The sequence below is a fragment of the Rhodomicrobium sp. genome (assembly GCF_047605405.1).
GTDB classification, from domain to species: Bacteria; Pseudomonadota; Alphaproteobacteria; order Rhizobiales; family Rhodomicrobiaceae; genus Rhodomicrobium; species Rhodomicrobium lacus.
The window spans coordinates 1-22,064 of the sequence record NZ_JASGFR010000021.1 but is presented as its reverse complement, the minus strand read 5'-3'; the positions used below and the strand labels follow the sequence as shown (position 1 = coordinate 22,064).

Here is a 22,064-nt window from a genome sequence, read left to right as displayed (position 1 = left end):
TGTCGGAATCGAAAAAACCACTAGCAACATCTTGATTCTAGTGGAGCTTTTGAATTTGACATTTGAGCGAGAGCTCGCAGCCACCGGGACTAAAATGTCAAATTCGCTCCACTAGAGTCGGGTCCGATCAGGTCGATCAAATCTGATCGGTTCAGCGCGGGCGAAAGGCGGCGCACACGTCGGCGTTCGTTTCGAGGCGACCGCCGCCGATGAGATCGATGCAATACGGGATCGCCGGCATGACAGCGCGAAGGCAGACGTCGATGGCGGCGGGCTTTCCGGGCAGATTTACGATCAGCGTTCGCCCGCGAATCCCGGCGGTTTGCCGCGAGAGGATCGCCGTAGGCACCGCGTTCAGGCTCTCGCGGCGCATCAGTTCGCCGAATCCCGGAAGCATTTTCGCGCACACGGCGGCTGTCGCTTCCGGCGTGACGTCGCGCGGAGCGGGGCCGGTGCCGCCCGTGGTGACGACGAGCGCACACCCGTCGTCGTCGGCAAGCGCTCGCAGCACCGCCTCGATGTGCGGTTGCTCGTCGGCGACGAGATGCCTTTCGGGCCGCCATGGCGAGACGAGCGCGCGCGACAGCCAAGCCTCGATTGCCGGACCGCCTTCGTCGCGATAGACGCCTTGTGATGCCCTGTCAGAAACGGTGACGATGCCGATAGGAATCATTGGCTGTTTCCCCGGAGTGGCTGAATGCCGATCCTATATATAAGGCTTCCAGGAACCGTCCGCACCTGCGCGCGGTCTTCCATGGTCAGGAGGGCAAATGATCCGGGTACAGAGCGACGCGTTCGATCCGGGCGAGGAAATCTCTCACCTCGCCCGCGCCGGTGATACGGGAGCCATCGCAACCTTCGTCGGTCTCGTTCGCGACGAAGGCGGCACGCTTTTCGCACTGACGCTCGAACACTATCCGGGGATGACGGAGCGCGCGCTTTCTGGGCTCGAAGCGGAGGCGAGGGGGCGCTGGTCGCTTTTTGATGTTCGCATCGTGCATCGCGTGGGCCGCATGATGCCCGGCGAAATCATCGTCTTTGTGGGGGTAGCGGCACGGCATCGCGTGGAAGCGTTCGCGGCCTGCGAATTCCTGATCGACAGGCTCAAGACCGACGCGCCGTTCTGGAAATTCGAGGAAGGAAACGAGGGCGGGCGCTGGGTGGATGCGCACCAGACCGACAATGTCCGCGCCGACCGCTGGCGATGACACATTGAGCCGGCCTTATCGAAGCCACGCCCTGAAACATCAACAGAAACAGGAAGGTGGCTCCCCGGGCCGGACTCGAACCAGCGACCCAGCGGTTAACAGCCGCTTGCTCTACCGACTGAGCTACCGGGGAATAGCGAACAGCGCGAGTGGCGTCCGCATTTCGTTTACATAACACATGATGCCGGTCGCACAAGCACATTTTCCGGTTTTGGGGCGGGAATTTCGTGCCATCGACAGATGGGCGCGGAAATGCTCGGGGCGGCGGCGGCCTCGACGGCGCCCGCGTATCTTCAACGGCGCGGGGGCGCCGGAAATCGCTTGCGCGCCAGCGGCCTTATGCTTATGCACGCGAAAAATGCGGAGCCCGAACGATGGTTTCCCTTCAATACAAGGGCCGGATACACCGTGGAAAATTCACGGCGCGAAGCCTGCGTTACATCCTGTCGGATCAGGCCGCGCGGCTTTTCCCGGCGCTCCAGCGTCGCTGGCTGCTTCCTGTCGAGCCGGTACCCATCGGGGATGTGGCGTCCGGCGATATCGCTCTGCCCTCGGTCCGGGTCGAGGCCCCGCTGCCGGATGTGCACCGGACGCTTGGCCTCGTTCCGCCGTCACCGCTGCAACTGACCGACCACATTTATACGCTCGATGATGTCATCGTGACCGGCTGGGCGGGCGCGATGATCAAGGATGGCCTGCTGCTCACCGTTCGGCCGCGGCACAATTGGGTAAGCGGCCTTCGCGCGCGTCCGCACCGCATGCGCGCCCTGTCGGCCGAGCGCCCGTGGTTCAACCTGATGACGCCCGTGCCAGCGCGCGGCCACATCTTCCACTGGCTTTGCAATTACATCCTGCCGTTGCTCGCCTACCTCGAAAGCGGACGGGCAGCGGAGAAGCCGGGACTTCTCGTCAACGCGACTCCGAGCCCGTTTCAGGACCGCACCTTGGCATATCTGAAGGAGCGTTACGGCATCGGCGTTATCGAGGCTCTCGGCCCCGCCGACGCGGCGACTGTGCCACGCCTTCTGGCGGATGTGCCTGTGCCCCATAATCCGCGCGGATTACAGTCGCCATTGGCACTTGCGCTGCTTGACGATCTCGGACGTTTCGTGGCTGGCGGCTCGCAGCGGCCGGACGATCCGAAGCGCCTTTATATCAGCCGCAACGATGCGCGTCTGCGGCGCGTGCTCAACGAGGAACAGCTGGTGCCGATTCTGCGAGCCTTCGGTTTCGAGCGTTTGGTGCTCGGCAAGCTCCCCATCGAGCGCCAGGTGGCGCTGTTCCGCAATGCAGAGGCGATCGTCGCGCCGCACGGCGCGGGGCTGGCGCATATCGCCTGGGCGAAGCCGGGCACGAAGGTCCGGGAGTTTTTTCCCGATCTCGATGCGCACGGGCGGCGCGTCAAGAACGCGAGCTACGATTTCTGGCTCATGTCGCAGCTCGTCGGGCATGACTACGCGGGCTGTCTCGCCGGGCCTGTCGAGAACAGGAGGGACGGTTTCCGGATCGAGGAGACGCTTCTGTCCGATAGTCTTGCAGGCGCCACGGCAGAACCTTTCAGCGAAGCCGTCGAAACGGCGCCGTCCTGATGCATTTCATCCGCTCCGACGAGGATCTCGCAGGGCACATCGAAGAGCTTGTGCGTGCGCACCCTGTCTTCGCACCGCTCCGGGAATCGGCGGGCGTCGTCCCCGTGCGCTGGCTGGACCGGGGCTTCAGGGGCCTTGTCTTCGTCATTACAGGGCAGCAGATCTCGGTGGCGGCGGGCAGGGCGATCTACGGCAGGCTTGAGGGCGCGCTGGGCGATATCACCGCCGAGACGCTCGCGGCGGCGGACGACACGATCTTGCGCGAAGCGGGGTATTCGAGGCCCAAGATGCGCACGTTGCGCGCGCTTCAGGAGGCGGCGCTTTCCGGCGGCCTCGACCTCGCCGCCATCGAAGCCATGGACGCCGGGCGTGCCATCGTCGAGCTTTCGGCGATCAAGGGCATCGGGCCTTGGACGGCCGAAGTCTATCTGCTGTTCGCGGCAGGACACCCCGATATTTTCCCGGCGGCCGATGTCGCGCTTCAGGAATCGATGCGGCTCGCGTTCGACCTCCCCGCACGGCCTTCGACGCGGGCGCTGCGCGAGATTTCGGATGCGTGGACGCCGTGGCAGCGCCGCCGCCCGGCTGCTATGGGCGTATTACAAGGCCCGCAAGGGCGGGAAGCTCGTCACGCCGGTTTAGCGCGTGCCTGAGAACGAGCAAGGCATGCGGCTTTCATGAGAAGGCGAGCGCGCAGCAAAAAGGCCGGGTTTCCCCGGCCTTTTCGGAAGTTCGGAAGGGGTCGCGGAAGCGACTAGTACGTAACCTTCGCGGTCGCGACGAAAGCCGAACCGGCCTGGGCATAAGACGTGTCTGCACCGCCCGGCGCCTCACCCTTGTCGAGGGTCGTGTTCCAGTAGCGGAAGTCGACCGAGAACGCCTTGTAAGCGGCCGTCAAACCGACGTTGCCATAGGTGTAGTCATTGAGACCGTACTTAGTTTCTTCATCGAAGAACTGGTGGCCGACGGTGCCGCTCAGCGTGAAATCGACGTCGGCGTACTTGTAGACCGGCTTCGACAGCGTGCCTTCAACGGCCCACGCGCCACCGACCTCACCGGTGTAGTCCGGCGAATAGTAAGCCGTGACACCGGCCGTCAGATCGCTCCAGATGGTCTTGCTGGCGCCAGCCTTGATCTCAACGAAGTTGAGGTCGGCGGTCCCCTTCAACTGGTTCGGGTAGTTGTACGTGATGACGCCGAAGTCGAAGGTGACGCCGTTCCACACCGGCTTGACGCCCGCGTAGAAGTCGACTTCGAGGTTCGAGTCGACCTGCAAATTGTTGTTATACCTGGAATCGAAGTTCACGCCCGAAAGTGCCGTGCCGGCATAGAAGATGCCATAGGACACGTCCGCGCCGCCCTGGAACGTCGCGTCGCGACGGTTCTGCGAGATGCCACGGAACTGGTAGTCGGTCGTGACGCCGGCCCAGACCGACCACGTGAACGGGTTGACCGCAACCGGGCCATCCTTCAGACCGCCGCTGTACAGGTCGGCCGACATCGCCGTCGTTGAAGTAAGAGCGAGAGCCGCGCCAGCCAGCAAGCCCGCCCCAATTTTCGAAACACCCCCAAGTGCCACTTTATATACACTCCGTCTCTAATTGCCCATATGCACCCAGCTGAACTATCGCGCGGCTATAGGGCGGTCGCAACGACGAGATAACGACTCCTTGTTCGAAGCTCTCCGAGAGTTGCAATTGTGTGACGATGCCTATATTTTCACCAGCTTCACCGGAGCAGTGAGGGCTCGTGCCTAGAATTTACGCACCGAGGTTTGATCTAAACCGGCGCAAGGCAACGGAAATTCCTATTTAATGACGCTGATTGCGGGTCAGCGGCATGCTTGTCCTGCCGGAGAAAGACGAATCTCGATGAGCGACTGGATCGGCCGATTCCCGGCCCTCGAAGAAGTTCCTGCGACCCTTCGCGCGCGGCTCCTGAACGAGAGTCGGCTTGTGGCCTTGCCTGAAGGCACGCGCATTTTCGGCCCGGGTCAGGCGCCGTCCAGCTTTCTCATCCTGTTGAGCGGCAGCGTCCGCGTTCAGCAGGTTTCGGAAAACGGGCGCGAAATCGTGCTCTATCGCATCTCGGCGGGCGAAAGCTGCGCGCTGACGACGGCCTGCATTCTTGGTTACGAGGATTACCGCGCCGAGGCTGTCGCCGAGACCGCCGTGGAAGCCGTCGCCACGCCGCGCGCGACGTTCGAGGATCTCATCGCCCAGTCCGCTCCGTTCCGGCGCTTCGTCTTCAAGACCTTTAGCGACCGCATCACCGACCTGTTCCGTATCATCGACGAGATTGCCTTCTCGCGCGTGGATATCAGGCTCGCGCAGAAGCTTGCACAGCTTCGCAATGCAAATGGCGATGTCGAGGCGACGCATCAGCAACTCGCGACCGAACTTGGCACGGCGCGCGAGGTCGTCAGCCGGCAATTGCAGGAATTCCAGCGCCGGGGCTGGCTCAAGATCGGGCGGGGGCTTGTTTCCGTTCCGGCTGACAGCGCACTTTTCGACTTCGCGCGCTCAAGCGATCACGGTTCTGTGACTTAGTCACAGACGGCAGCTTCGCACGCGCCCACCCTTCTTTATCGGTTTCATTCGAGAAGGAGGGTCGCTCTGATGAACGCGACTGTTGAAGATATCGGGGGCGACGTTTCGCGCCGCGATTTTCTCTATCTCGCCACCGGCGCGTTTGCCGCGATCGGTGCAGCGGGAGCGCTCTGGCCGTTGGTCGACCAGATGAACCCCGATGCGTCCGCCTTGTCTCTGGCGACGATCGAAGTCGATCTCGCTCCGATCCAGAACGGGCAGGCCATCACCATTTTGTGGCGCGGCATGCCCGTTTTTGTGCGGAACCGGACGCCCGAAGAGATCGAGAAGGCGAAGAACGTGGCCGTCAGCGATCTGAAGGATCCCGTGGCGCGCATCCTTGGCAGCACCGCTGAGATCCCCGCGACAGACGGCAACATCACGAAGCCCGGCAAGGAAAACTGGCTCGTGGCCATCGGCATATGCACGCATCTCGGCTGTGTGCCGAAGGGTCAGAACCCCGGCGACCCGCGCGGGCCTTACGGCGGCTGGTTCTGCGTTTGTCACGGCTCGATCTACGACACGGCCGGCCGCGTCCGTGGAGGCCCCGCGCCGCGCAACCTCGATATTCCGCCCTATGACTTCATCGGCGACACGAAGATCAAGCTCGGCTGACACGGGAGCGCATTGCGCCGAGCACGCGCTCGTAAGGTTTGAGACCGGTTGGATCAGGCTGCGCGTCATCTGATCGAACCGGTCTTTTTTTGGCGGGAACTTGATCCGCAAAAGTGGGCGCATTCGCAAGAAGAGCGATAAATTTCGCTCCCGTGACTAAGTCACAGACCCGCCCCTGGGGAACGCCTAGCCTCCCCCCATCAGACAGCATCAAGAAATGTGGAGGATTTTACATGACAAGCAATGTCGGCGGACTTGACCGCATCCTGCGGATCGTCGTGGGCCTTGGTCTCATCGCGCTCGTCTACGTCGGACCGCAGACGCCCTGGGGCTGGCTCGGCGTCGTTCCGCTCGCAACCGCCTTTATCGGTTTCTGCCCCGCCTACCGCCTGCTCGGGATCAGAACCTGACGCGACGGCGGAAAGGCTCCGCAAGGGTCCTCTGATTTCCGTCACGCCCAGGGCGTCGCGCCGAAACCGGCTCGGCGCCCTTTTGCATCGGTAACATTCTGAGTCAACGAAAGGTTGCCTGACGAGACGCAGGATCTTCGATTGGCCGCTCACGGCCTTTTCCTGAAAAAGCTGTTGAAAGGATGCGCAAAACAGCTTCACGCCTTCCTCGCACAAGCCCCCCGCAAGCCGATCCTCCTAGCCATGAAGAATGGCAACAGCAAACGGTGTCCTGCTGTTAAGGCGTGGGAACTTCACCCCCAGCTTCCTTGAAAGTGCGTGCGACAGCGATTTTTTGCCTCGGCCGCCGATGCTGCCGGCGGCGGGAGAGAAGGCATGTTGAAGGTTATTGCGAGGGACGGCGTCAGCTTCAAGCGGTTTTGCGGCGATGATGGCGACGAGGAATACCAGATCGTCATCGTGCCGCCGGGTCATCTCGCTTTCGAAGCCCAATTGCGGCACATGCAAGCCGCTTATGAGGACGTTCAGAAGTCGCTCGGCCTCGACGCGGGCAGCGCCGTGTTCCGGCGTCTCTTTCTGAGTGACGCGCTGAATCAGATTGCTCTCGTCAAGGACAGCGATCTGGCAGTGGATCGGTGCGGCAATCCCGTCGCCACTTCCATCGTGCAGCAATCCCCGTTGCCCGGCGGGAAGATCGCGCTCCTCGCCTATCACATCAACAGCAAGGCGCCGATGACGAAGACGCGGCTGGCAGCGCGTCACGTGCTCGTCACGAGAAACGGCCGCCGCCACTTGTGGAGCGCGGGGCTCGGCTCGATCCCGTCCAACCCGGAGCCGGACGCGGCGGAACAGACGCATGCCATTTTCGCGACGCTCGCCGACACGTTGCACGGCCTCGGCGGCTCTCTCGCGGCAAACTGCGTGCGCACATGGATCTATCTGCGCAACGCGGATGTGTTCTACCAGGGAATGGTGACGGCGCGGCGGGAGTTGTTCGTGCGCGCCGGTCTCACCGCCGCGACGCATTATATCGCGAGCACCGGGATCGAAGGCGGTTCGCCCAACCGCCATGAGGTTGTTTCGATGGATGCTCTGTCGCTCCTCGACCTCGAACCGGGGCAGGTCTCCTATCTCAACGACTTCGACATGCTGTGCGCGACGAAGGACTACGGCGTCACCTTCGAACGCGGCACCAGAATCGCTTTCGCCGACCGCGCTCATCTTTATATTTCCGGAACCGCCAGCATCGACCGCAGGGGACGCGTGCTGCATCCCGGCGACGTATGCCGTCAACTCGACCGCGCCATCGCGAACGTCGACGCGCTCCTTCGCTCGGGGGGGGCCTCCCGTGACGACATGCAGCATCTGATTGTCTATTTGCGCGACGCGTCGGACTACCCGCGCATAAGCGGCATGCTGCGCGAGAGCTTCCCCGATGTGCCCGCCGTCGTCGTCCACGGGCCGGTTTGCCGCCCGGAGTGGCTTGTCGAAATCGAGGGGATTGCCGCAGTCAGCGAAAACAATCGCTCGCTGCCGGCATTCTGAACAATCGGGGACGGCAAAAGCAAAAGTAACGCATTTAAAGGGAGAACGTGCCGATGACCTATCCCCTCCTTCCAGAACCGTCCGAGGTGGCGGAGCATTTTGCCCTCGCGCTTTCGCGGCCCGACATAATCGAAGAACCCTATCGCCGCTGGCGCGTCCTCGATTGTCTGCCGGAAGCCATGTGCACGGGGATACTCACGCTTCCGATCGCGCCACCGGTCGTCACCATCGACACCAAGGGCGCACGCGACACCTTCAACAATCAGCGGATCTTCTTCACGCCGAAGATGCGCGAACTTTTCCCCGCCATGTCGGTGCTGAGCGACGCGATGCAGTCTCGCCTCGTCGCGCGCCAGTTCGCGGAAACCTGCCACGTGAACGTCGAAGGCGCTTATCTGCGCATGGAATACATCCAGGATCTCGACGGCATGTGGCTGGAACCGCACCGCGATATCAAGGAAAAGCTGTTCTCGATGGTGATCTACCTTTGCACCGGTCCGTTCGCGAAGGATTGGGGCACGGACATCTACGATCACGACAAGCAGTGGTGCGGGCGCGGGACGGCGGAATTCAACTCGGCGGTCATCTTCATTTCTGGCCCGCATAGCTGGCACGGTTTCGAACCGCGCCCGATCTACGGCGTCCGCCGTTTGATGGAAATCAACTATGTCAGCCCGACATGGCGCGACAGGGATCAGCTCGCCTTTCCGGACCAGCCGATCACGCTCGGCTAGGAAGCGGGGCTGCGCTTCGTTCGTCCGCCTGCAAGACAGGAGAGCCTGGAGATTTGGCGGAAATGCCGCCGCGCTCGATAATCTATCCGGCCTTCGAGGGTGCGATATCGAAGAGTCGGACCGCACAAAGCCCCCATATCCAAAGCGCGCTTTCCGTGTAGAAAGCGCGCTTCAGGCTCCACTGGTCAAACCGGACAGGAAGCGGCAGCGTGCTAGAGCCCGGCCTTCTCGTTCGCCGCGTAACGGTGAAGATAGGTCGATGTCACCTGCGGCAGATGCTGATCGAGCCATTGCGCCATCTGCTCTTCTTCGTGGAGCGATTGTTCGAGCGGCTGTTTGGCGTCCGTCTGCCCGGTGAGGTCGGCAAGCTCCAGCAGCGACTTGTAGGACGCGATTTCGAAATTCTCGAACGCGAAGTTCGCAATCGAGTTCTTGATGATCTCATCCTGCGTGAAAGCGTGCGTTATCGCGGCCATGTTGCCGGTGATTGAGAGAAGATTATCCTTCAAAACCGATCTGCTCTGCCCGCGCTGTTCGAGGATCTTCTCCAGCCGCTCGATCTGCCCGTGCGTCTCGTCGATATGCTGTTGCAGCTTGGCCTTGATGTCCGGATAGTTCTCGATGCGCTCGACCTGCCTGTTCATCAGTTCCAGAGCCTGATTTTCGAGCGCGTGTGCATTTTGAAGGCCGGTAATGAAAACGTCTTTTGCGCGTTCTGCGTCTTCTGCCATGGTAATACCTCCATTCTGGCTTTCCATGACAATGACGCTGGCAAGCGCATGTTCCCTTATGCGAATACGGACGAAACGAAAATTGACCTTCAGCTTGCGCTCTTCTTCTTGCAGACGACGACCTTCGACAAAAAGGCCGGAAAGGCGTCCCAAATCTCGAAACCCGCATCGGCGAATACTCCGCCGACGCCGGTGAGATCGTCGGCGCAATAGTCGAGGAAGTAGGGTTCGTGGAAGCGCTGCGGGAAGGCTTCCAGCAGGCCGTCATAGCCGTCCACATCGCCCCACTGGATCGAGTCGACGAACACGAACAGGCCTCCGGGCTTCAGGATGCGGGCGATCTGCCCCGTCACGCGGCGGCGTACATCACGCGGCAATTCATGAAAGAGGTAGATGCACGTTGCGATGTCGAAACTGGCGGTCTCGAAGGGGAGGGTTTCCGCGTTCGCCTGACGGAATCCGATATTACGTCTATCGCTGAGGAAGCGCGCAGCCTCGTCGAGATAGGCCTGGCTCAGGTCGGTGCCGGTCATCGGCAGCGCGGGGAACGCCTGCGCGAGCTGCCCAAGAAAGCGGCCGCTTCCACAAGCGACATCCACGAGTCGAAGCTGCCGCTGGTCGCGGCCCTTCACGAACTCGGCGATGGGAGGAATAGCCTGCCGACGCATCGCGCCCGCCGCCCCCATGAACAGCGTCTCCACCTGAATGTCGTAGAGCCTCGCAGAATCGTCCGTGAGCCAGCCGCCGGACTGGTAATGGAAGTTTTGCGTGTAATAACCGGGCAGCCCCTCTGCCTCCGGCAGCGCCGCCGCCTCGTCGAACCGCTTTCCCGCGCGCCGCTCGGCCGATTTCGGCAAATCGTCGAGCATGCGGCGCACCGCCTCGATCCGCTCAGCGAACGAGCCGCTTTCTTCCAGCGGAATGGGATAAAGCCCGTTCGCGACCGCCTTGGCGTCCTTGGCCTGAAGCTTCAGCACGTCCTGCACCAGCGGAAAAAGACCGGGCGCCGGTCTCGTAAGCTGCACCTTGTCGACGTCCGCGCCCAGCGCAAGCGAACGCCGCGTCGTGTAACGGTAGAGCGCGGCATAGCTCACCGTCCGAAGCGTCTGCCCCGCAAGATGTGCGACCCCTTCAAGCCGATTTGACATGTCATCTCCCGGGGAAAATCGGTTAGTCTTGTACACCGCTGTGATGATTGAGGTGGGTTGGGCATGCCGCACAAGTCAAGGGGAGGCGCTTCAACGCGAACCCGCTATAACAACATCGTCATCCTGACAGGCGCGGGGCTTTCGGCGGAATCGGGTCTCCATACCTTTCGCGACAAGGACGGCATCTGGGCACAATACGATTACCGCGAGGTCGCGACGCCCGAGGGCTACAAGCGCAACCCGAAGCTCGTGCTGCAATTCTATAACGAGCGGCGCAGGCAGAACGCAGACGTTCAGCCCAACGCGGCGCACCTGGCCCTCGCACGCCTCGAAGCGGAGTATCCTGGTGACGTGCTGATCGTGACGCAGAACATCGATCCGCTGCACGAGATGGCCGGTTCGAAAAAGCTCGTGCACATGCACGGCGAACTCATGAAGGCGCTGTGTTCGGCCTGCGCGTCGCGCCACGCGATCCATCATGACATCACGCTGAAAAGCGTCTGCCCGTCCTGTGGGCGAACCGGGGTGTTGCGTCCCGATGTCGTCTGGTTCGGCGAACTGCCTTACCAGATGGAGCGCATCTATCGGGCGATTCTCGGTTGCGAGCTGTTCATTTCCATCGGCACCAGCGGGACGGTGTATCCCGCCGCCGGTTTCGTGGAGGAGGCGCTTCGCGTCGGCGCGCATACGGTCGAACTCAATCTCGAGCCCTCGCACGGCATCAGCCGCTTCATTGACGCGATCCACGGCCCGGCTACGGAGGTCGTACCCGCCTATGTTGAGCGCCTGCTTGCCGCTGCGCGGTCGGCGTGACCGGCTAAACGCCTTGCACAAATGCGCCAGCTGCCGCCGCAATCGAAAATCCGCCAAGGATGACGGACGTCGCCTTGTATGCGTGCCGCCGAAGCCCGAACGGAACGAGGGAGCCCGCGAGCATCCACACATAGCCGGCCAGCGTTGAGAGAGACACAAACGTGGCAATCCACAGACCAGTCATTGCGGCGTCGGCGGGGATGAGAACGGTTCCGACGAGCATGGCCTTTGGATTGAGCAGCGTGGTCACGAATACACGGGCGAAGGCTTCGCGCGGCCGCGTCGTAGCGCTTGCGATGGGCGTCCTCCACAAATGGAGCGCCGTGTGGAGCAGCCAGACCGCGGCGACAAGCCTGAGGGCGGCCATAGCCGCAGCGTCGTTCTTCGCGATCGAGGCAAAAAGGGCAAAAATCGAGATGGCGACCGCATAGCCCATCGCTTCAGCAAAGGGCAGGAGCGCGGCCTTGCGCCATCCAAGCGTCGCGCCGGACGCCGCCAGCATCGTGTTGGTTGGTCCCGGCATAAGAAGGACCATGGCCGATGTCGCCACGAAGGCCGCTGTGACCATTCCTCCCCCGATTGAAGGCATATTCGGCGAGGCGGGCGGGTTCGAAACCGTGCCCTGGCGTGGATAGAACCGCAGGTCCGAGGCTGATGACAACACACGTCTTCGCGAACGCCTCGCCGGTGAAATATACCATATGGGGGTATGTCCCGGCGGCCGCGGAAACACGTCGGAAACGGAAGCCTTATCGGCTCGCTGACGCACGGCGAGCGTCACCGTGTCATGGCAATTCGTGTCGAACCACTCCGTGACTTCCTGCGCGGCGCGCTGTAATTCGCGTGCGGGCAACCGAAAGCTTTATATAAGAGCCCCGAGAGTGCGACCCGTTGCTTCCTGGTGAGTGGCTGCGGGCCCGGACGCGCTTGCGTAACTGGATGAGAGAAGAGCCGACTCGCTGCATCGGACGGTTCACAAATAGCATCGTCTGTCACAGTGGGGCGACCAGAACCGTAACGATGCCAATTCTTTGAGTGTTTTTAGTGACTTGAAGTCACGCTGGTGCCCAGAGAAGATTTGCCAGGCTCGACTTCAACTACTTGAATTGACTACATAAAATTCGGCCGAGCTGAATTTCTGAGTGTCACAAATCGGTGCCATGGCAAGGCTGAAGATCGCCTGATTTTGAGAGCCCGAAGGTGTTATCCAAACCCCTCCTGAGCTTTCAACGCTGCCGTTTTGAGGGCAGGGAGGTCGTCTCTCACAGTCGCCCAGATTTGCGCGCCGTCTATGGCGTCGTATTCATGCCGAAGGCGGTTGCCGAGGCCCTGAATGCCCGCCCATGGCAAGCCGGGAATGACGCCGTCATCGCCGCGTTTGCGGATACGATCGAGGGCCTCGATGAGCCTTTGCAGACAACGCTCGACCGCGTCTCTCGTCTTTGTGTCGGCAATGAAGGCGCTTTCTTCGAGACCCGCGACATAGGCCTCGATGGCGTCGATGTTCTCGACGACCTGAGCGAGATTGCGTGCTGTCTTAGAACGCGATGACGCGGTCACGGTCTATCTCGTTCTGAAGAGAGTGTTTCGCCGTAGGTTCGGGCACGAGATCGACATCGCGCCCCAATGTCTCTGCAAGCCGCCCCTGCAAGCGCTCCAGAAGTCCGAAATAGGCAAGGCCGCGTGGCGTTTGCGCGGGGTCGAATGTCACAGCAAGGTCGATGTCGGACACGTCACTCTCATCGCCCCGCGCCACCGATCCGAACACAGAAAGGCTCCTCACGCCGAACTGGCGCAGCTCGGCCTCCTGATCGCGCAGCCTCTGAAGGACAAGACCTCTCATCATGCGCGCAATATAGCGTACGGAGGATTTATAGAAAAGGAGCACGACGAGGGCATTGACCGAGAATGAGTAGTTCTCGCCTATGCCGGAGGCCGTGGCGACTCAATGCTCGATGATTGCACAAGGCTCGGATGTCTTGCTGAACTCTTGGAAGGTGGGGTCGGACTCTACGGCGGCGCGATTCGATCCCTCGCGAGAGCCGGATCGCGGCTGTTCGGTGCGCCGAGGCGGGCGCGACGGAATATGAGATGTGCGTCATGTTCGGCTGGGATGATCCTGCGATGGCGCGGGTCTACATCAAGGCTGCCGCGCAGAAACGCATGGCGCTGGCGGCTGCCGCCAAAATGATGAGTGTCCAACAGACTGTCCAACAGTCTAAAAAAGCCAACAAAACCAACTCGTTACAAACAAGGTGGTGCCCAGAAGAGGACTCGAACCTCCACGCCTTGCAGCGCTAGTACCTGAAACTAGTGCGTCTACCAATTCCGCCATCTGGGCTGTGGGGGTAGTACGTAGATGGCGTTGCGCCCTTTGTCAATCGCGTCGGAACGCTCTTTTGACCATCGCAGCTTTTCATTCGGGCGAAGCCGCGATATGCGTTATGCTTAATTCCCTTTCCCTCACGCGCGCTTCGATCTCCACAGGGTTTCGCATGGCATATGCAAATGGAAATTCGACCGTGATCACCGTTTTCGGCGGCTCCGGGTTCCTCGGCCGATATGTGGTGCAGGCGTTGGCCAAGGCCGGGTTCCGCATCAAGGTTGCGGTGCGCCGTCCTGAGTTGGCGCTGTATCTCCAGCCGCTCGGCTCGGTCGGCCAGATCGCTATTGTAAGCGCCAATGTCCGCGACGAGAAGTCCGTCGCGGAGGCAGTCAGAGGCGCTGATGCCGTCGTCAATCTCGTCGGCATCCTCGCACCGTCCGGGCGACAGCGTTTCAAGGCGGTGCATGCGGATGCGCCGGAAACCATCGCGAAGGCGGCGCGAGCGGCGGGCGTAAAGCGCTTCGTCCATATCTCGGCCATCGGTGCCGACCGGCTTTCGCGCTCGGCCTATGCGCGCACGAAAGGGGAGGGCGAGGCACGCGCTCTCGCCGCGTTCCCGCAAACGGTGATTCTGCGTCCGTCGCTGGTTTTCGGGCCGGAGGACGAGTTCTTCAACCGCTTCGCGAGGCTGGCGGTCCTGTCGCCGGTGCTGCCGCTCATCGGCGGCAACACGCGCTTCCAGCCGGTCTATGTCGGCGATGTCGCCCGCGCCGTGACGGCGGCGGTCGAGGGACGCGCGACCGAGGGCGCCGTCTACGAGCTTGGCGGGCCGAGCATCTACAGTTTCCGCGAAATTCTCAAGAAAGTCTGCGAGTGGACGCAGCGGCCCCGCGTCCTGCTGCCGGTGCCGTTCTGGGCGGCGAAGTTACAGGCGTTTTTCGTTCAGGCGCTTCCGGGCGCCCCGATCACGCTGGATCAGGTGCGCCTCTTGCAGCACGACAATGTCGTCAGCGCCGAGGCAATCCGCGATCAGCGCACGCTCGAGGGACTGGGCGTCACGGAGCCGAAAAGCATCGAAGTGATCGTACCGCCCTATCTCAGTCGCTACCGGCCGAGGGGCGAGTTCTCCACCGGCCGCGCCGCGGCGTTTTAGCTCCGCGCACCGCCTAGCGAGCAACAAGGCCGATGCCGACGACGCTGCTGCATTTTCCGCTCTGCCCAGCCTCCCGCGCGACGCGGGTGGCACTGTTCGAGTGCGGCGTGGAGGCGGATCTGTCGGAGGTGAAGCCTTGGGCACTCGGGCGCGACTTCCTGAATATCAACCCTGCCGGCACGCTGCCCGTTCTCATGCTCGACGCGAGGGCGATATGCGGGGTGTATCCGGTCATCGAATACCTCGCGGAGACGACCCCGCGCGAGACGGGGGCTGCGGCACGGGCGCAGATCTGGCCCGGACTGCCTGCCGAGCGGGCCGAGGCGCGGCGCGTGGCAGACTGGTTTCTCACGAAATTCGACGGCGAGGTGAGCCAGACCCTGCTCGACGAAAAGCTCTTCAAGCCGATGGCGCGCGGCCGACTCGCGCCGGATCTTCCGGCCATCCGCGCTTGCCGCTCGAATTTGCGCTATCATCTCTCCTATGTCAGCTTTTTGAGCGATCAGCGGAAATGGCTCGGCGGCGATCATATCAGCTTCGCCGACGTGGCGGCGGCGGCGCAGCTTTCGGTGATGGATTATCTGTCCGAAGTGCCCTGGACGGAGTTTCCCGAGGCGAAGGCATGGTATCAGCGCCTGAAATCGCGGCCATCGTTCAGATCCATCCTCGCCGATCGCATACCGGGCTTCAGCCCTCCGGAGACTTATGCGGATCTTGACTTCTGAGCCCGTGCGAACGGCGGCGGCCGGAGATAATCTTTCCGGCGTCGTGAAGGCGCGCGTGCTGGCGGAAGGGTTCGACACGGTCGGCATCGCGGACCCGGCGGCCATTGGCGGGGCGGGCGAGGGGCTTATCGGTTTTCTCGCGGCCGGCTTTCATGGGGACATGGGGTGGCTCGAAGCGAACGCGGACAAGCGCGCCGATCCGCGTGTGCTGTGGCCGGAGGTGCGCTCCGTGATCCTCGTCACGCTGAATTATGGCCCGGACGCCGATCCGCGCACCGCGCGAGCGGATGCTTCGCGAGGGGCCGTCTCCGTCTACGCGAAGGGCGCCGATTATCACGATATCATCAAGGCGAAGCTCAAGGCGGTGGCGCGGGATTTTGCCGCCATGGCGGGCGAAGATGTAAAGGTTTTCGTCGATACCGCGCCGGTGATGGAAAAGCCGCTCGCGCAGGCGGCGGGACTCGGCTGGCAGGGCAAGCACACCAATCTCGTCTCGCGCGATCTCGGTTCGTGGTTCTTCCTCGGCGCAATCTTCACCACAGCCAGACTTGCGTCCGACACGCCCGAGCGCGACCGCTGCGGCACCTGCCGCGCCTGCCTCGACGCGTGCCCCACAAGGGCCTTTCCCGAGCCGCATCGCATCGACGCGCGCCGCTGCATCTCGTACCTCACCATCGAGCACAAGGGGCAGATCGGGCCCGAATTTCGTGAAGCCATCGGCAATCGCATCTATGGCTGCGACGAGTGCCTCGCGGCGTGCCCGTGGAACAAGTTCGCGCAAAAAGCGAGCGAGGTTCGCTTCCATGCGCGCGAGGCGGCCGACAATCCGCCTCTTCACGAGCTTCTGCGCCTCGACGACGCCGCCTTTCGCGCGCGCTTCGCGGGCTCCCCTGTCAAGCGCATCAAGCGCGACCGATTTGTGAGGAACGCGCTCGTCGCGGCGGGCAACTCCGGCGATCCGGCGCTTCTCGACGACGCATTGCGGCTTATCTGCGACGACTCGCCGCTCGTGCGGGGCATGGCAGTCTGGGCGGTGTCACGATTAGGCGGGCTTGAGCTTAAATCGAAACTGAAAGAAAGATATAGTTCAGAAGAAAAAGACGCCACAGTGCGCGAGGAATGGGAGCGGATGCCATGAGCAGCCTTTTCGTTTTCGGACTTGGATATTCCGCGCTTGCGACCGCCGCGCACCTCGCCGAGGGCGGATGGCCGGTGACGGGCACGGTGCGTTCGCGCGAGAAGCTGGAAAATGTCGCGCGAGACGGGATCACGCCGATCCTGTTCAGCGACGCCGAAGCCGTGGAGGCCGCGCTTCAGACGGCGTCTCACTGCCTCGTATCGGTGCCGCCGGAAGCTGAGGGCGATCCCGCGCTCCTTGCCTACCGCGACGCGCTGCTGGAGGCGCCGGAGCTTCACTGGATCGGTTATCTGTCCACGATCGGCGTTTACGGCGACCATGGCGGCGGGTGGGTCGATGAGGAAACGCCTGTGTCCGCCACCGTTGGACGGCGGTCGGCGCGCGCCGAGGTTGAGATCGAATGGACGGCGCTCGCGAAAGAGAAGGGCATCGCGCTCGACATCTTCCGGCTGGCGGGCATCTACGGCCCCGGCCGCAGCCCGATCGACCGCATCAGGTCGGGCGAGGCGCGCTGGATTCACAAGGCGGGGCAGGTGTTCAACCGCATCCATGTCGATGATATCGCGCAGACCGTCATCGCCGCGATTCGCCGCGACCGGCTCGGCGGTGTGCATATCTTCAACGTGACGGACGACGAACCGGCCCCGAATCCGGACGTTCTCGCCTATGCGGCCGATCTGATCGGCGTGCCGAAGCCGCCGCTCATTCCCTACGAGGAAGCCGAGCTGTCGCCGATGGCGCGCAGCTTCTACGAAGGCAACAAGCGCGTGCACAACGCCAAGATCAAGCGCGAGCTTGGCGTGCTGTTGCGCTACCCGACCTACCGCGAAGGCTTGCGCGCGCTCGCAAGGGAGAATTGACGCGCGGCTACAGGAATTCGGCAAGCGTCGCGAACAAGAGCGCGAGATCCTGCGGGCGCGACAGACGATGCCCGGCGTCCTTGACGAGCGTCAGGCGGACATCGGGCGCGGCAAGGCGGTCGATCAAATCCAGCGAATGCCGCCACGGCACGTCCGCGTCCTGCTGACCGTGGATGATGCGCACGGGAGTGCGGACCGGGATTGTTTCGCCGAACAGATGGCGTTCGCCGTCATCGACAAGCGTCTTCGTGATCGGATAAGGCTCCGCGCCATAGGCCGAGGGGCGAAGGAAAACGCCGTCGCGGGCGAGCGCGGCCTTCGCTTCCGCCGGGAAGCGGTCGAGCATCAGGCGCGTCATGTTCCAGGCGGGCGCGATCAGCACCAGCGCGGCGGGCGGAGCGCGGTTCTCGTCAGCCAGCCGTCGAGCAAGCAGGAGCGAGATCCAGCCGCCCATGCTCGAACCGACATACACCGAGGGACCGGAAATCGCCGCCGCCCCGAGAATCGCGTTCGCCTCGCCGAGCCAGCGGCTGATCGTGCCGTCTTCGAAGGCTCCGCCGGAACGGCCATGGCCTGAATAATCGAAACGCAGGCATCCCGCGCCGTTCGCGGCAGCCCACGCGTCCAGCGCCGTCGCCTTCTCGCCGTCCATCTGCGATCTGAAACCCGAGAACCAGACGAATGTCGTCCTATTTTCTTCAGCTTTCCGAAATTGCCACGCGATAGAGCTAGTACTGCCGTCCGCTGCCGGAACGGGGAGCAATTGCAGTTTTTCGCTGTTCATCTTATGCTTCTCCCATGAGACCGAGCAGAACAGTGAGGTCCGTTCGCCCTTTGTCGCGACCCCTCGCCGTACAGTGTGAAATTTGGGGGCGATGATGCTCAAACGAAGCCCTTGGCCACTCATTCTTCAGGTTGTCCCCGAGCTTTCCACGGGCGGCGCGGAGCGGACGGCCATCGAGATCGCCGAAGCCGTGACGCTCGGCGGCGGCAAGGCCCTCGTGATATCCGAGGGCGGGCGCCTCGAAGACGAGCTTGCTGCGGTTGGCGGCGAACTCATCCGCATGTCGGCGGCGACGAAGAATCCGGCGCTCGTGCTCGCCAACGCGATGCGGATTGCGCGGGTCATCCGCGAGCGCGGCGTCAGTCTCGTGCATGCCAGGAGCCGCGCGCCCGCCTGGAGCGCATGGATCGCGTCACGGCGTCTGAAGCGCACCTTCGTCACCACCTATCACGGCATCTATAACCAGAAAGGCCGTGTCAAGGCGTTCTATAACGGCGTCATGGCCAGAGGCGACGCCGTGATCTGCAACTCCGAATACACAGCGCGGGTGGTTCGCGAGCGTCACCCGAAGGCGACGAACCGCGTCGGCGTGATCTATCGCGGGCTCGATGTCGAGCGGTTCGACCCGGCGCTCGTATCGACCGAGCGTGTCCGCGCACTCCGCGAGGCGTGGGGCGTGCCGTCCGGCAAACGCATCGTTCTCATGCCCGCACGCCTGACCCGCTGGAAGGGTCAGCGCGTTCTCGTCGAGGCCGCCGCGCTCCTGAGCGCGCGCGCTGGCGATCTGGTTTTCGTGCTCGTCGGCGACGATCAGGGCCGTACGCCGTACCGCGAGGAACTGGCCGCCCTCGTGGAAGCGCGCGGCCTCTCCGACCGTGTGATCATCGCGGGCCATTGCGACGACATGCCCGCAGCCTTCAAGGCTTCGTGGCTGACGGTCGTTGCGTCGGTCGAGGCCGAAGCGTTCGGCCGCGTGTCGATCGAGTCGCAGGCGATGGGTTGCCCTGTGATTGCGTCGAACATCGGCGCGCTGCCCGAGACGATCGCGCCGGAACCCGGTATTCTCGCAAGCGCGGGAGCAGGCGCGTTATCCGAGGCGGTGCCCCCTGCCGGGCAGAGACCGTGGCTTTTCGAGCCGGGCAATCCCCAGGCTTTGTGCGATTCCCTTTCAGCCGCCCTTGCGCTTGAGCCGGCCGCGCTCGATGCGTTCCGCCAGCATGCCATGGATCGTGCGCGCACGTCGTTTTCAAAGCGTGCCCTTCAGCATCAGACGCTTGCGGTTTACGATCGCCTCATCGGAACGCAGCTTGCGGTGAATTTCGCCAATGCCGTTTCACGCTGAATCCGCCGCGCGATGTCCTGAAAACGCGGCGCCAAATTCTTATGCATCAATATGGCGCTTGACTTGTCTAGGCGGATTTTTATCCTCATTTTATGGGCGCGTGCTCGGGTCGAGCACGGCCGAATTGCTGCTTCCATAAACAACGACAGGAGAGTCCGATACGCCGTCCCATGAGAGGCGCCCCCGTTAAAGAAGGGCCGCGCATTAACGAAGCCATCATTGCTCGCGATGTCCAATTGATCGACGAAGCTGGCGAAAATCACGGAACAGTTTCGAAGCGCGACGCGCTTGCGAAAGCCCAGGAAGCCGGTCTTGACCTCGTCGAGATCGCAGTGAACGGGGAAATTCCCGTCACAAAGATCATGGATTTCGGCAAGTACAAGTTTCAGGCGCAGAAGAAAGCGGCAGAAGCGCGCAAGAAACAGAAAACAGTCGAGGTCAAGGAAATCAAGCTTCGTCCGAACATCGACACGAACGACTACAACGTGAAGATGCGGTCGATCAAGAAGTTCTTCGAAGAAGGCGACAAGGTCAAGGTCACTCTTCGTTTTCGAGGCCGCGAAATGGCTCACCAGGACATCGGCATGCAGCTTCTGCAGCAGGTGAAAGAGGAAACGACAGCCATCGCCAAGGTCGAGCTGGAGCCGCGCCTTGAGGGGCGTCAGATGATCATGGTGCTCGCACCGCGATAACGCCAGATGCAGCACGGCTGGGAATGCGCCGCGCGGCGCGGATGCCGGGTCTGTCAACCCGGTTGATTCTTTGCGCAAACGCGCGCATGTTCTCCTCGTGTTGAAATAACTTTATTACCTGTTGCCCAATATTCGCCCGATCCTATATTATGATGGGCGGGTGAGCGGCGGCTAAATCCAGAACGGTGCAACACAAAAATACTGAAATGACAATCAAAGTAACCGGCAAAAATATCGATCTCGGAGAAAGTCTCCGCGAATACGCTCTCAATCGGGTCGAGTCTGCGCTTGATAAATATTCAGGTCGCACCGTTTCGGGGCAAATCAGCGTCGAGAAAAACACCGATGGTTTCTTCTCGCATTGCGCGATTCATCTCGAAAGCGGCCTCGACCTCCAGTCGACAGGCACGGGTGTGGATGGTTACGCCAGTGTGGATTCCGCTTTGGAGCGCCTGGAAAAGCGGTTGCGCCGTTACAAGCGCCGGATTAATGACCATGGCAAGGGCGACGCGGCCGCGCAGCAGTTCGAGAGCGCGGGTGTCGACTACGTTATCGATGTGGAGCGCGATGAGCATGCCGATGACGCGCACGATGGCGAGGGCGCTCCGGCGGTAATCGCAGAAAACCCCGTGCAGGTCAGGGCTTTGTCGGTCAGCGACGCGGTCATGCAGCTGGATCTTTCCGACAGATCTTTCCTCGTTTTTCGCAACGCCGCGCATGGCGGGATCAACGTCGTGTATCGGCGTGCTGACGGCAATATCGGATGGATCGACACCGGCGGCGTTGTCACAAGCGCGAAATCGTAATGGTGCTTTGATGCGGGCAGCATATGGAGGATTACGCGTGGGAGACGATATGGATTTGAGCGACCTGATAACGCCCTACGGGGTGATTCCCTCTCTGAAGGCCGCGAACAAAAAGCAGGCGCTCAAAATCCTGTCCGACCGCGCGGCCGATCTGACAGGGCTGAACAGCGTCGAGATCTTCAACACCCTCATCCAGCGCGAGCGGCTGGGGTCGACCGGGGTCGGCTCCGGCATCGCGATCCCGCACGGGAAGCTCACCAACATCAAGGCAAGTGTCGGCGTTTTCGCACGCCTTGAAGAGCCGCTGGACTTCGAGTCGATCGACGAAGAACCCGTCGACATCATCATGCTGCTGCTCGCGCCGGAAAGCGCGGGCGCGGATCACCTCAAGGCGCTCGCGCGCGTGTCGCGCCTGCTGCGCGATCAGAAATCCGTCGAGAAACTGCGCGCGTGCCGCGACCGCGCTGCGATCTATGCGGTGCTCACCGAGAAGGCGGCTTCTCACGCCGCTTAGGCGGCTCCGTCAGCGCCTCCCGGTCTTTTCGATTAAAAAGTCTCCTGCGGCCGCGCTTTTCGGCCGTTATTTTTTTTGAGTCCGAAGCAATGCGCTCAACCCGGCGGCAGCGCATGCCGCAAATCGGGCACGGCGCTGCGTCGTATGTCGCGATCATCGATCAGCTGGTCTGCGTCAAACATTTTGGCTGGCTGATCTTGAGCCGAATCCGATCAGGTTCGGCCTCCTGAACTTCAGGAAGTGACCGGTTACCGGTCTGATTGCGATCCGATCAGACCGGAAGGGCTTCTAGCGCCGCTCCTTTTCATAAACCGCGATCATCGGTCCCAGCCCGAACAGCACA

Annotated in this window: 25 protein-coding genes and 2 tRNA genes; 17 read left to right on the top strand and 10 right to left on the bottom strand. The window is 62.1% G+C overall.

Going from position 1 to position 22,064, the window contains the following annotated elements:
• Positions 1-151 precede the first annotated feature (151 nt).
• On the bottom strand, positions 152-673 hold the full coding sequence (mog, locus tag QM659_RS10050; RefSeq protein WP_415188324.1) for a molybdopterin adenylyltransferase: 522 nt from the start codon (positions 671-673) through the stop codon (positions 152-154).
• 97 nt (positions 674-770) lie between these two features.
• On the opposite strand from mog, the gene QM659_RS10045 reads away from it, so the two are divergent.
• Positions 771-1,208, top strand: a complete 438-nt coding sequence (locus tag QM659_RS10045; RefSeq protein WP_415188323.1) for a molybdenum cofactor biosynthesis protein MoaE — start codon at positions 771-773, stop codon at positions 1,206-1,208.
• Between the two features lie 57 nt (positions 1,209-1,265).
• Here QM659_RS10045 and QM659_RS10040 read toward each other — a convergent pair.
• A tRNA-Asn gene (locus QM659_RS10040) sits at positions 1,266-1,341 on the bottom strand.
• Positions 1,342-1,582: 241 nt separating this feature from the next.
• On the opposite strand from QM659_RS10040, the gene QM659_RS10035 reads away from it, so the two are divergent.
• Positions 1,583-2,797: a glycosyltransferase family 61 protein gene (locus tag QM659_RS10035; protein WP_415188322.1), complete on the top strand. Its 1,215-nt coding sequence runs from the start codon at positions 1,583-1,585 to the stop codon at positions 2,795-2,797.
• Entirely contained in the window at positions 2,797-3,450 is a 654-nt protein-coding gene (locus QM659_RS10030; RefSeq protein WP_415188321.1) for a DNA-3-methyladenine glycosylase family protein, read from the top strand. Before QM659_RS10035 ends, QM659_RS10030 begins: the two co-directional genes overlap by 1 nt.
• A gap of 101 nt (positions 3,451-3,551) precedes the next feature.
• Here the strand turns inward: QM659_RS10030 and QM659_RS10025 are convergent, their stop codons facing one another.
• Positions 3,552-4,298, bottom strand: coding sequence for a TorF family putative porin (locus tag QM659_RS10025; RefSeq protein WP_415188320.1), 747 nt, complete (start codon positions 4,296-4,298; stop codon positions 3,552-3,554).
• Between the two features lie 370 nt (positions 4,299-4,668).
• Between QM659_RS10025 and QM659_RS10020 the strand changes: the two genes are divergently transcribed.
• From QM659_RS10020 to QM659_RS10000, 5 genes are all read left to right on the top strand, one after another.
• A complete protein-coding gene (locus tag QM659_RS10020) occupies positions 4,669-5,346 on the top strand; it encodes a Crp/Fnr family transcriptional regulator (RefSeq protein ID WP_415188319.1) in 678 nt (225 codons plus the stop codon).
• A gap of 69 nt (positions 5,347-5,415) precedes the next feature.
• Complete coding sequence (petA, locus tag QM659_RS10015) at positions 5,416-6,000, top strand: ubiquinol-cytochrome c reductase iron-sulfur subunit (RefSeq protein WP_127075787.1); 585 nt, start codon at positions 5,416-5,418, stop codon at positions 5,998-6,000.
• Between the two features lie 233 nt (positions 6,001-6,233).
• On the top strand, positions 6,234-6,410 hold the full coding sequence (locus QM659_RS10010; protein ID WP_127075789.1) for a DUF2892 domain-containing protein: 177 nt from the start codon (positions 6,234-6,236) through the stop codon (positions 6,408-6,410).
• 375 nt (positions 6,411-6,785) lie between these two features.
• Positions 6,786-7,955, top strand: a complete 1,170-nt coding sequence (locus tag QM659_RS10005) for a Rid family hydrolase (protein WP_415188318.1) — start codon at positions 6,786-6,788, stop codon at positions 7,953-7,955.
• 53 nt (positions 7,956-8,008) lie between these two features.
• On the top strand, positions 8,009-8,689 hold the full coding sequence (locus QM659_RS10000) for a 2OG-Fe(II) oxygenase (RefSeq protein WP_127075793.1): 681 nt from the start codon (positions 8,009-8,011) through the stop codon (positions 8,687-8,689).
• A gap of 212 nt (positions 8,690-8,901) precedes the next feature.
• Here the strand turns inward: QM659_RS10000 and QM659_RS09995 are convergent, their stop codons facing one another.
• Together QM659_RS09995 and QM659_RS09990 are read right to left on the bottom strand one after the other, a co-directional pair.
• The gene (locus tag QM659_RS09995; RefSeq protein WP_415188317.1) at positions 8,902-9,420 is read right to left on the bottom strand and encodes a ferritin-like domain-containing protein; all 519 of its coding nucleotides are present in this window, start codon (positions 9,418-9,420) and stop codon (positions 8,902-8,904) included.
• 89 nt (positions 9,421-9,509) lie between these two features.
• On the bottom strand, positions 9,510-10,568 hold the full coding sequence (locus QM659_RS09990) for a methyltransferase domain-containing protein (protein WP_415188316.1): 1,059 nt from the start codon (positions 10,566-10,568) through the stop codon (positions 9,510-9,512).
• A 63-nt stretch (positions 10,569-10,631) separates the two neighbouring features.
• On the opposite strand from QM659_RS09990, the gene QM659_RS09985 reads away from it, so the two are divergent.
• A complete protein-coding gene (locus tag QM659_RS09985; RefSeq protein WP_303486821.1) occupies positions 10,632-11,381 on the top strand; it encodes an NAD-dependent deacylase in 750 nt (249 codons plus the stop codon).
• Between the two features lie 4 nt (positions 11,382-11,385).
• Here the strand turns inward: QM659_RS09985 and QM659_RS09980 are convergent, their stop codons facing one another.
• From QM659_RS09980 to QM659_RS09965, 4 genes are all read right to left on the bottom strand, one after another.
• Entirely contained in the window at positions 11,386-11,949 is a 564-nt protein-coding gene (locus QM659_RS09980) for a threonine transporter (RefSeq protein WP_415188315.1), read from the bottom strand.
• A gap of 635 nt (positions 11,950-12,584) precedes the next feature.
• Entirely contained in the window at positions 12,585-12,941 is a 357-nt protein-coding gene (locus QM659_RS09975) for a DUF86 domain-containing protein (protein ID WP_415188314.1), read from the bottom strand.
• Positions 12,919-13,224 carry a nucleotidyltransferase family protein gene (locus QM659_RS09970; RefSeq protein WP_415188313.1) on the bottom strand — a complete coding sequence of 102 codons (306 nt, stop codon included), beginning with the start codon at positions 13,222-13,224 and terminating at the stop codon, positions 12,919-12,921. Before QM659_RS09970 ends, QM659_RS09975 begins: the two co-directional genes overlap by 23 nt.
• Positions 13,225-13,637: 413 nt before the next feature.
• A tRNA-Leu gene (locus QM659_RS09965) sits at positions 13,638-13,722 on the bottom strand.
• Positions 13,723-13,876: 154 nt separating this feature from the next.
• Between QM659_RS09965 and QM659_RS09960 the strand changes: the two genes are divergently transcribed.
• From QM659_RS09960 to QM659_RS09945, 4 genes are read left to right on the top strand one after another with little or no spacing between them, the layout of a single operon-like run.
• Positions 13,877-14,860 (top strand): complex I NDUFA9 subunit family protein, encoded by a 984-nt coding sequence (locus QM659_RS09960; protein WP_415188312.1) that lies wholly within the window; start codon positions 13,877-13,879, stop codon positions 14,858-14,860.
• A 32-nt stretch (positions 14,861-14,892) separates the two neighbouring features.
• Complete coding sequence (locus QM659_RS09955; protein WP_127075822.1) at positions 14,893-15,585, top strand: glutathione S-transferase family protein; 693 nt, start codon at positions 14,893-14,895, stop codon at positions 15,583-15,585.
• A complete protein-coding gene (gene queG / locus QM659_RS09950; protein WP_415188311.1) occupies positions 15,566-16,723 on the top strand; it encodes a tRNA epoxyqueuosine(34) reductase QueG in 1,158 nt (385 codons plus the stop codon). The genes QM659_RS09955 and queG overlap by 20 nt, the downstream gene beginning before the upstream one ends.
• Positions 16,720-17,583, top strand: coding sequence for an SDR family oxidoreductase (locus tag QM659_RS09945; RefSeq protein ID WP_415188310.1), 864 nt, complete (start codon positions 16,720-16,722; stop codon positions 17,581-17,583). Before queG ends, QM659_RS09945 begins: the two co-directional genes overlap by 4 nt.
• A 7-nt stretch (positions 17,584-17,590) precedes the next feature.
• Here QM659_RS09945 and QM659_RS09940 read toward each other — a convergent pair whose 3' ends face one another.
• Entirely contained in the window at positions 17,591-18,367 is a 777-nt protein-coding gene (locus QM659_RS09940; protein WP_415188309.1) for an alpha/beta hydrolase, read from the bottom strand.
• Positions 18,368-18,461: 94 nt separating this feature from the next.
• Here QM659_RS09940 and QM659_RS09935 point away from each other — a divergent pair, with 94 nt between their 5' ends.
• From QM659_RS09935 to QM659_RS09920, 4 genes are all read left to right on the top strand, one after another.
• Positions 18,462-19,709 carry a glycosyltransferase family 4 protein gene (locus QM659_RS09935; RefSeq protein ID WP_415188308.1) on the top strand — a complete coding sequence of 416 codons (1,248 nt, stop codon included), beginning with the start codon at positions 18,462-18,464 and terminating at the stop codon, positions 19,707-19,709.
• 170 nt (positions 19,710-19,879) lie between these two features.
• A complete protein-coding gene (gene infC, locus QM659_RS09930) occupies positions 19,880-20,401 on the top strand; it encodes a translation initiation factor IF-3 (protein WP_127076335.1) in 522 nt (173 codons plus the stop codon).
• Positions 20,402-20,586: 185 nt separating this feature from the next.
• Positions 20,587-21,207 carry a ribosome hibernation-promoting factor, HPF/YfiA family gene (gene hpf / locus QM659_RS09925; RefSeq protein WP_303486805.1) on the top strand — a complete coding sequence of 207 codons (621 nt, stop codon included), beginning with the start codon at positions 20,587-20,589 and terminating at the stop codon, positions 21,205-21,207.
• A 49-nt stretch (positions 21,208-21,256) separates the two neighbouring features.
• A complete protein-coding gene (locus tag QM659_RS09920) occupies positions 21,257-21,721 on the top strand; it encodes a PTS sugar transporter subunit IIA (RefSeq protein WP_127075834.1) in 465 nt (154 codons plus the stop codon).
• Positions 21,722-22,064: the final 343 nt, after the last annotated feature.

Excerpts from the sequence above, each read along its gene's own strand:
- mog (WP_415188324.1), bottom strand. The coding sequence starts at position 673 with ATGATTCCTATCGGCATCGTCACCGTTTCTGACAGGGCATCACAAGGC.
- QM659_RS10045 (WP_415188323.1), top strand. The coding sequence starts at position 771 with ATGATCCGGGTACAGAGCGACGCGTTCGATCCGGGCGAGGAAATCTCT.
- QM659_RS10035 (WP_415188322.1), top strand. The coding sequence starts at position 1,583 with ATGGTTTCCCTTCAATACAAGGGCCGGATACACCGTGGAAAATTCACG.
- QM659_RS10030 (WP_415188321.1), top strand. The coding sequence starts at position 2,797 with ATGCATTTCATCCGCTCCGACGAGGATCTCGCAGGGCACATCGAAGAG.
- QM659_RS10025 (WP_415188320.1), bottom strand. The coding sequence starts at position 4,298 with ATGTCGGCCGACCTGTACAGCGGCGGTCTGAAGGATGGCCCGGTTGCG.
- QM659_RS10020 (WP_415188319.1), top strand. The coding sequence starts at position 4,669 with ATGAGCGACTGGATCGGCCGATTCCCGGCCCTCGAAGAAGTTCCTGCG.
- petA (WP_127075787.1), top strand. The coding sequence starts at position 5,416 with ATGAACGCGACTGTTGAAGATATCGGGGGCGACGTTTCGCGCCGCGAT.
- QM659_RS10010 (WP_127075789.1), top strand. The coding sequence starts at position 6,234 with ATGACAAGCAATGTCGGCGGACTTGACCGCATCCTGCGGATCGTCGTG.
- QM659_RS10005 (WP_415188318.1), top strand. The coding sequence starts at position 6,786 with ATGTTGAAGGTTATTGCGAGGGACGGCGTCAGCTTCAAGCGGTTTTGC.
- QM659_RS10000 (WP_127075793.1), top strand. The coding sequence starts at position 8,009 with ATGACCTATCCCCTCCTTCCAGAACCGTCCGAGGTGGCGGAGCATTTT.
- QM659_RS09995 (WP_415188317.1), bottom strand. The coding sequence starts at position 9,420 with ATGGCAGAAGACGCAGAACGCGCAAAAGACGTTTTCATTACCGGCCTT.
- QM659_RS09990 (WP_415188316.1), bottom strand. The coding sequence starts at position 10,568 with ATGTCAAATCGGCTTGAAGGGGTCGCACATCTTGCGGGGCAGACGCTT.
- QM659_RS09985 (WP_303486821.1), top strand. The coding sequence starts at position 10,632 with ATGCCGCACAAGTCAAGGGGAGGCGCTTCAACGCGAACCCGCTATAAC.
- QM659_RS09980 (WP_415188315.1), bottom strand. The coding sequence starts at position 11,949 with ATGGTCACAGCGGCCTTCGTGGCGACATCGGCCATGGTCCTTCTTATG.
- QM659_RS09970 (WP_415188313.1), bottom strand. The coding sequence starts at position 13,224 with ATGAGAGGTCTTGTCCTTCAGAGGCTGCGCGATCAGGAGGCCGAGCTG.
- QM659_RS09960 (WP_415188312.1), top strand. The coding sequence starts at position 13,877 with ATGGCATATGCAAATGGAAATTCGACCGTGATCACCGTTTTCGGCGGC.
- QM659_RS09955 (WP_127075822.1), top strand. The coding sequence starts at position 14,893 with ATGCCGACGACGCTGCTGCATTTTCCGCTCTGCCCAGCCTCCCGCGCG.
- queG (WP_415188311.1), top strand. The coding sequence starts at position 15,566 with ATGCGGATCTTGACTTCTGAGCCCGTGCGAACGGCGGCGGCCGGAGAT.
- QM659_RS09945 (WP_415188310.1), top strand. The coding sequence starts at position 16,720 with ATGAGCAGCCTTTTCGTTTTCGGACTTGGATATTCCGCGCTTGCGACC.
- QM659_RS09940 (WP_415188309.1), bottom strand. The coding sequence starts at position 18,367 with ATGAACAGCGAAAAACTGCAATTGCTCCCCGTTCCGGCAGCGGACGGC.
- QM659_RS09935 (WP_415188308.1), top strand. The coding sequence starts at position 18,462 with ATGCTCAAACGAAGCCCTTGGCCACTCATTCTTCAGGTTGTCCCCGAG.
- infC (WP_127076335.1), top strand. The coding sequence starts at position 19,880 with ATGAGAGGCGCCCCCGTTAAAGAAGGGCCGCGCATTAACGAAGCCATC.
- QM659_RS09920 (WP_127075834.1), top strand. The coding sequence starts at position 21,257 with ATGGATTTGAGCGACCTGATAACGCCCTACGGGGTGATTCCCTCTCTG.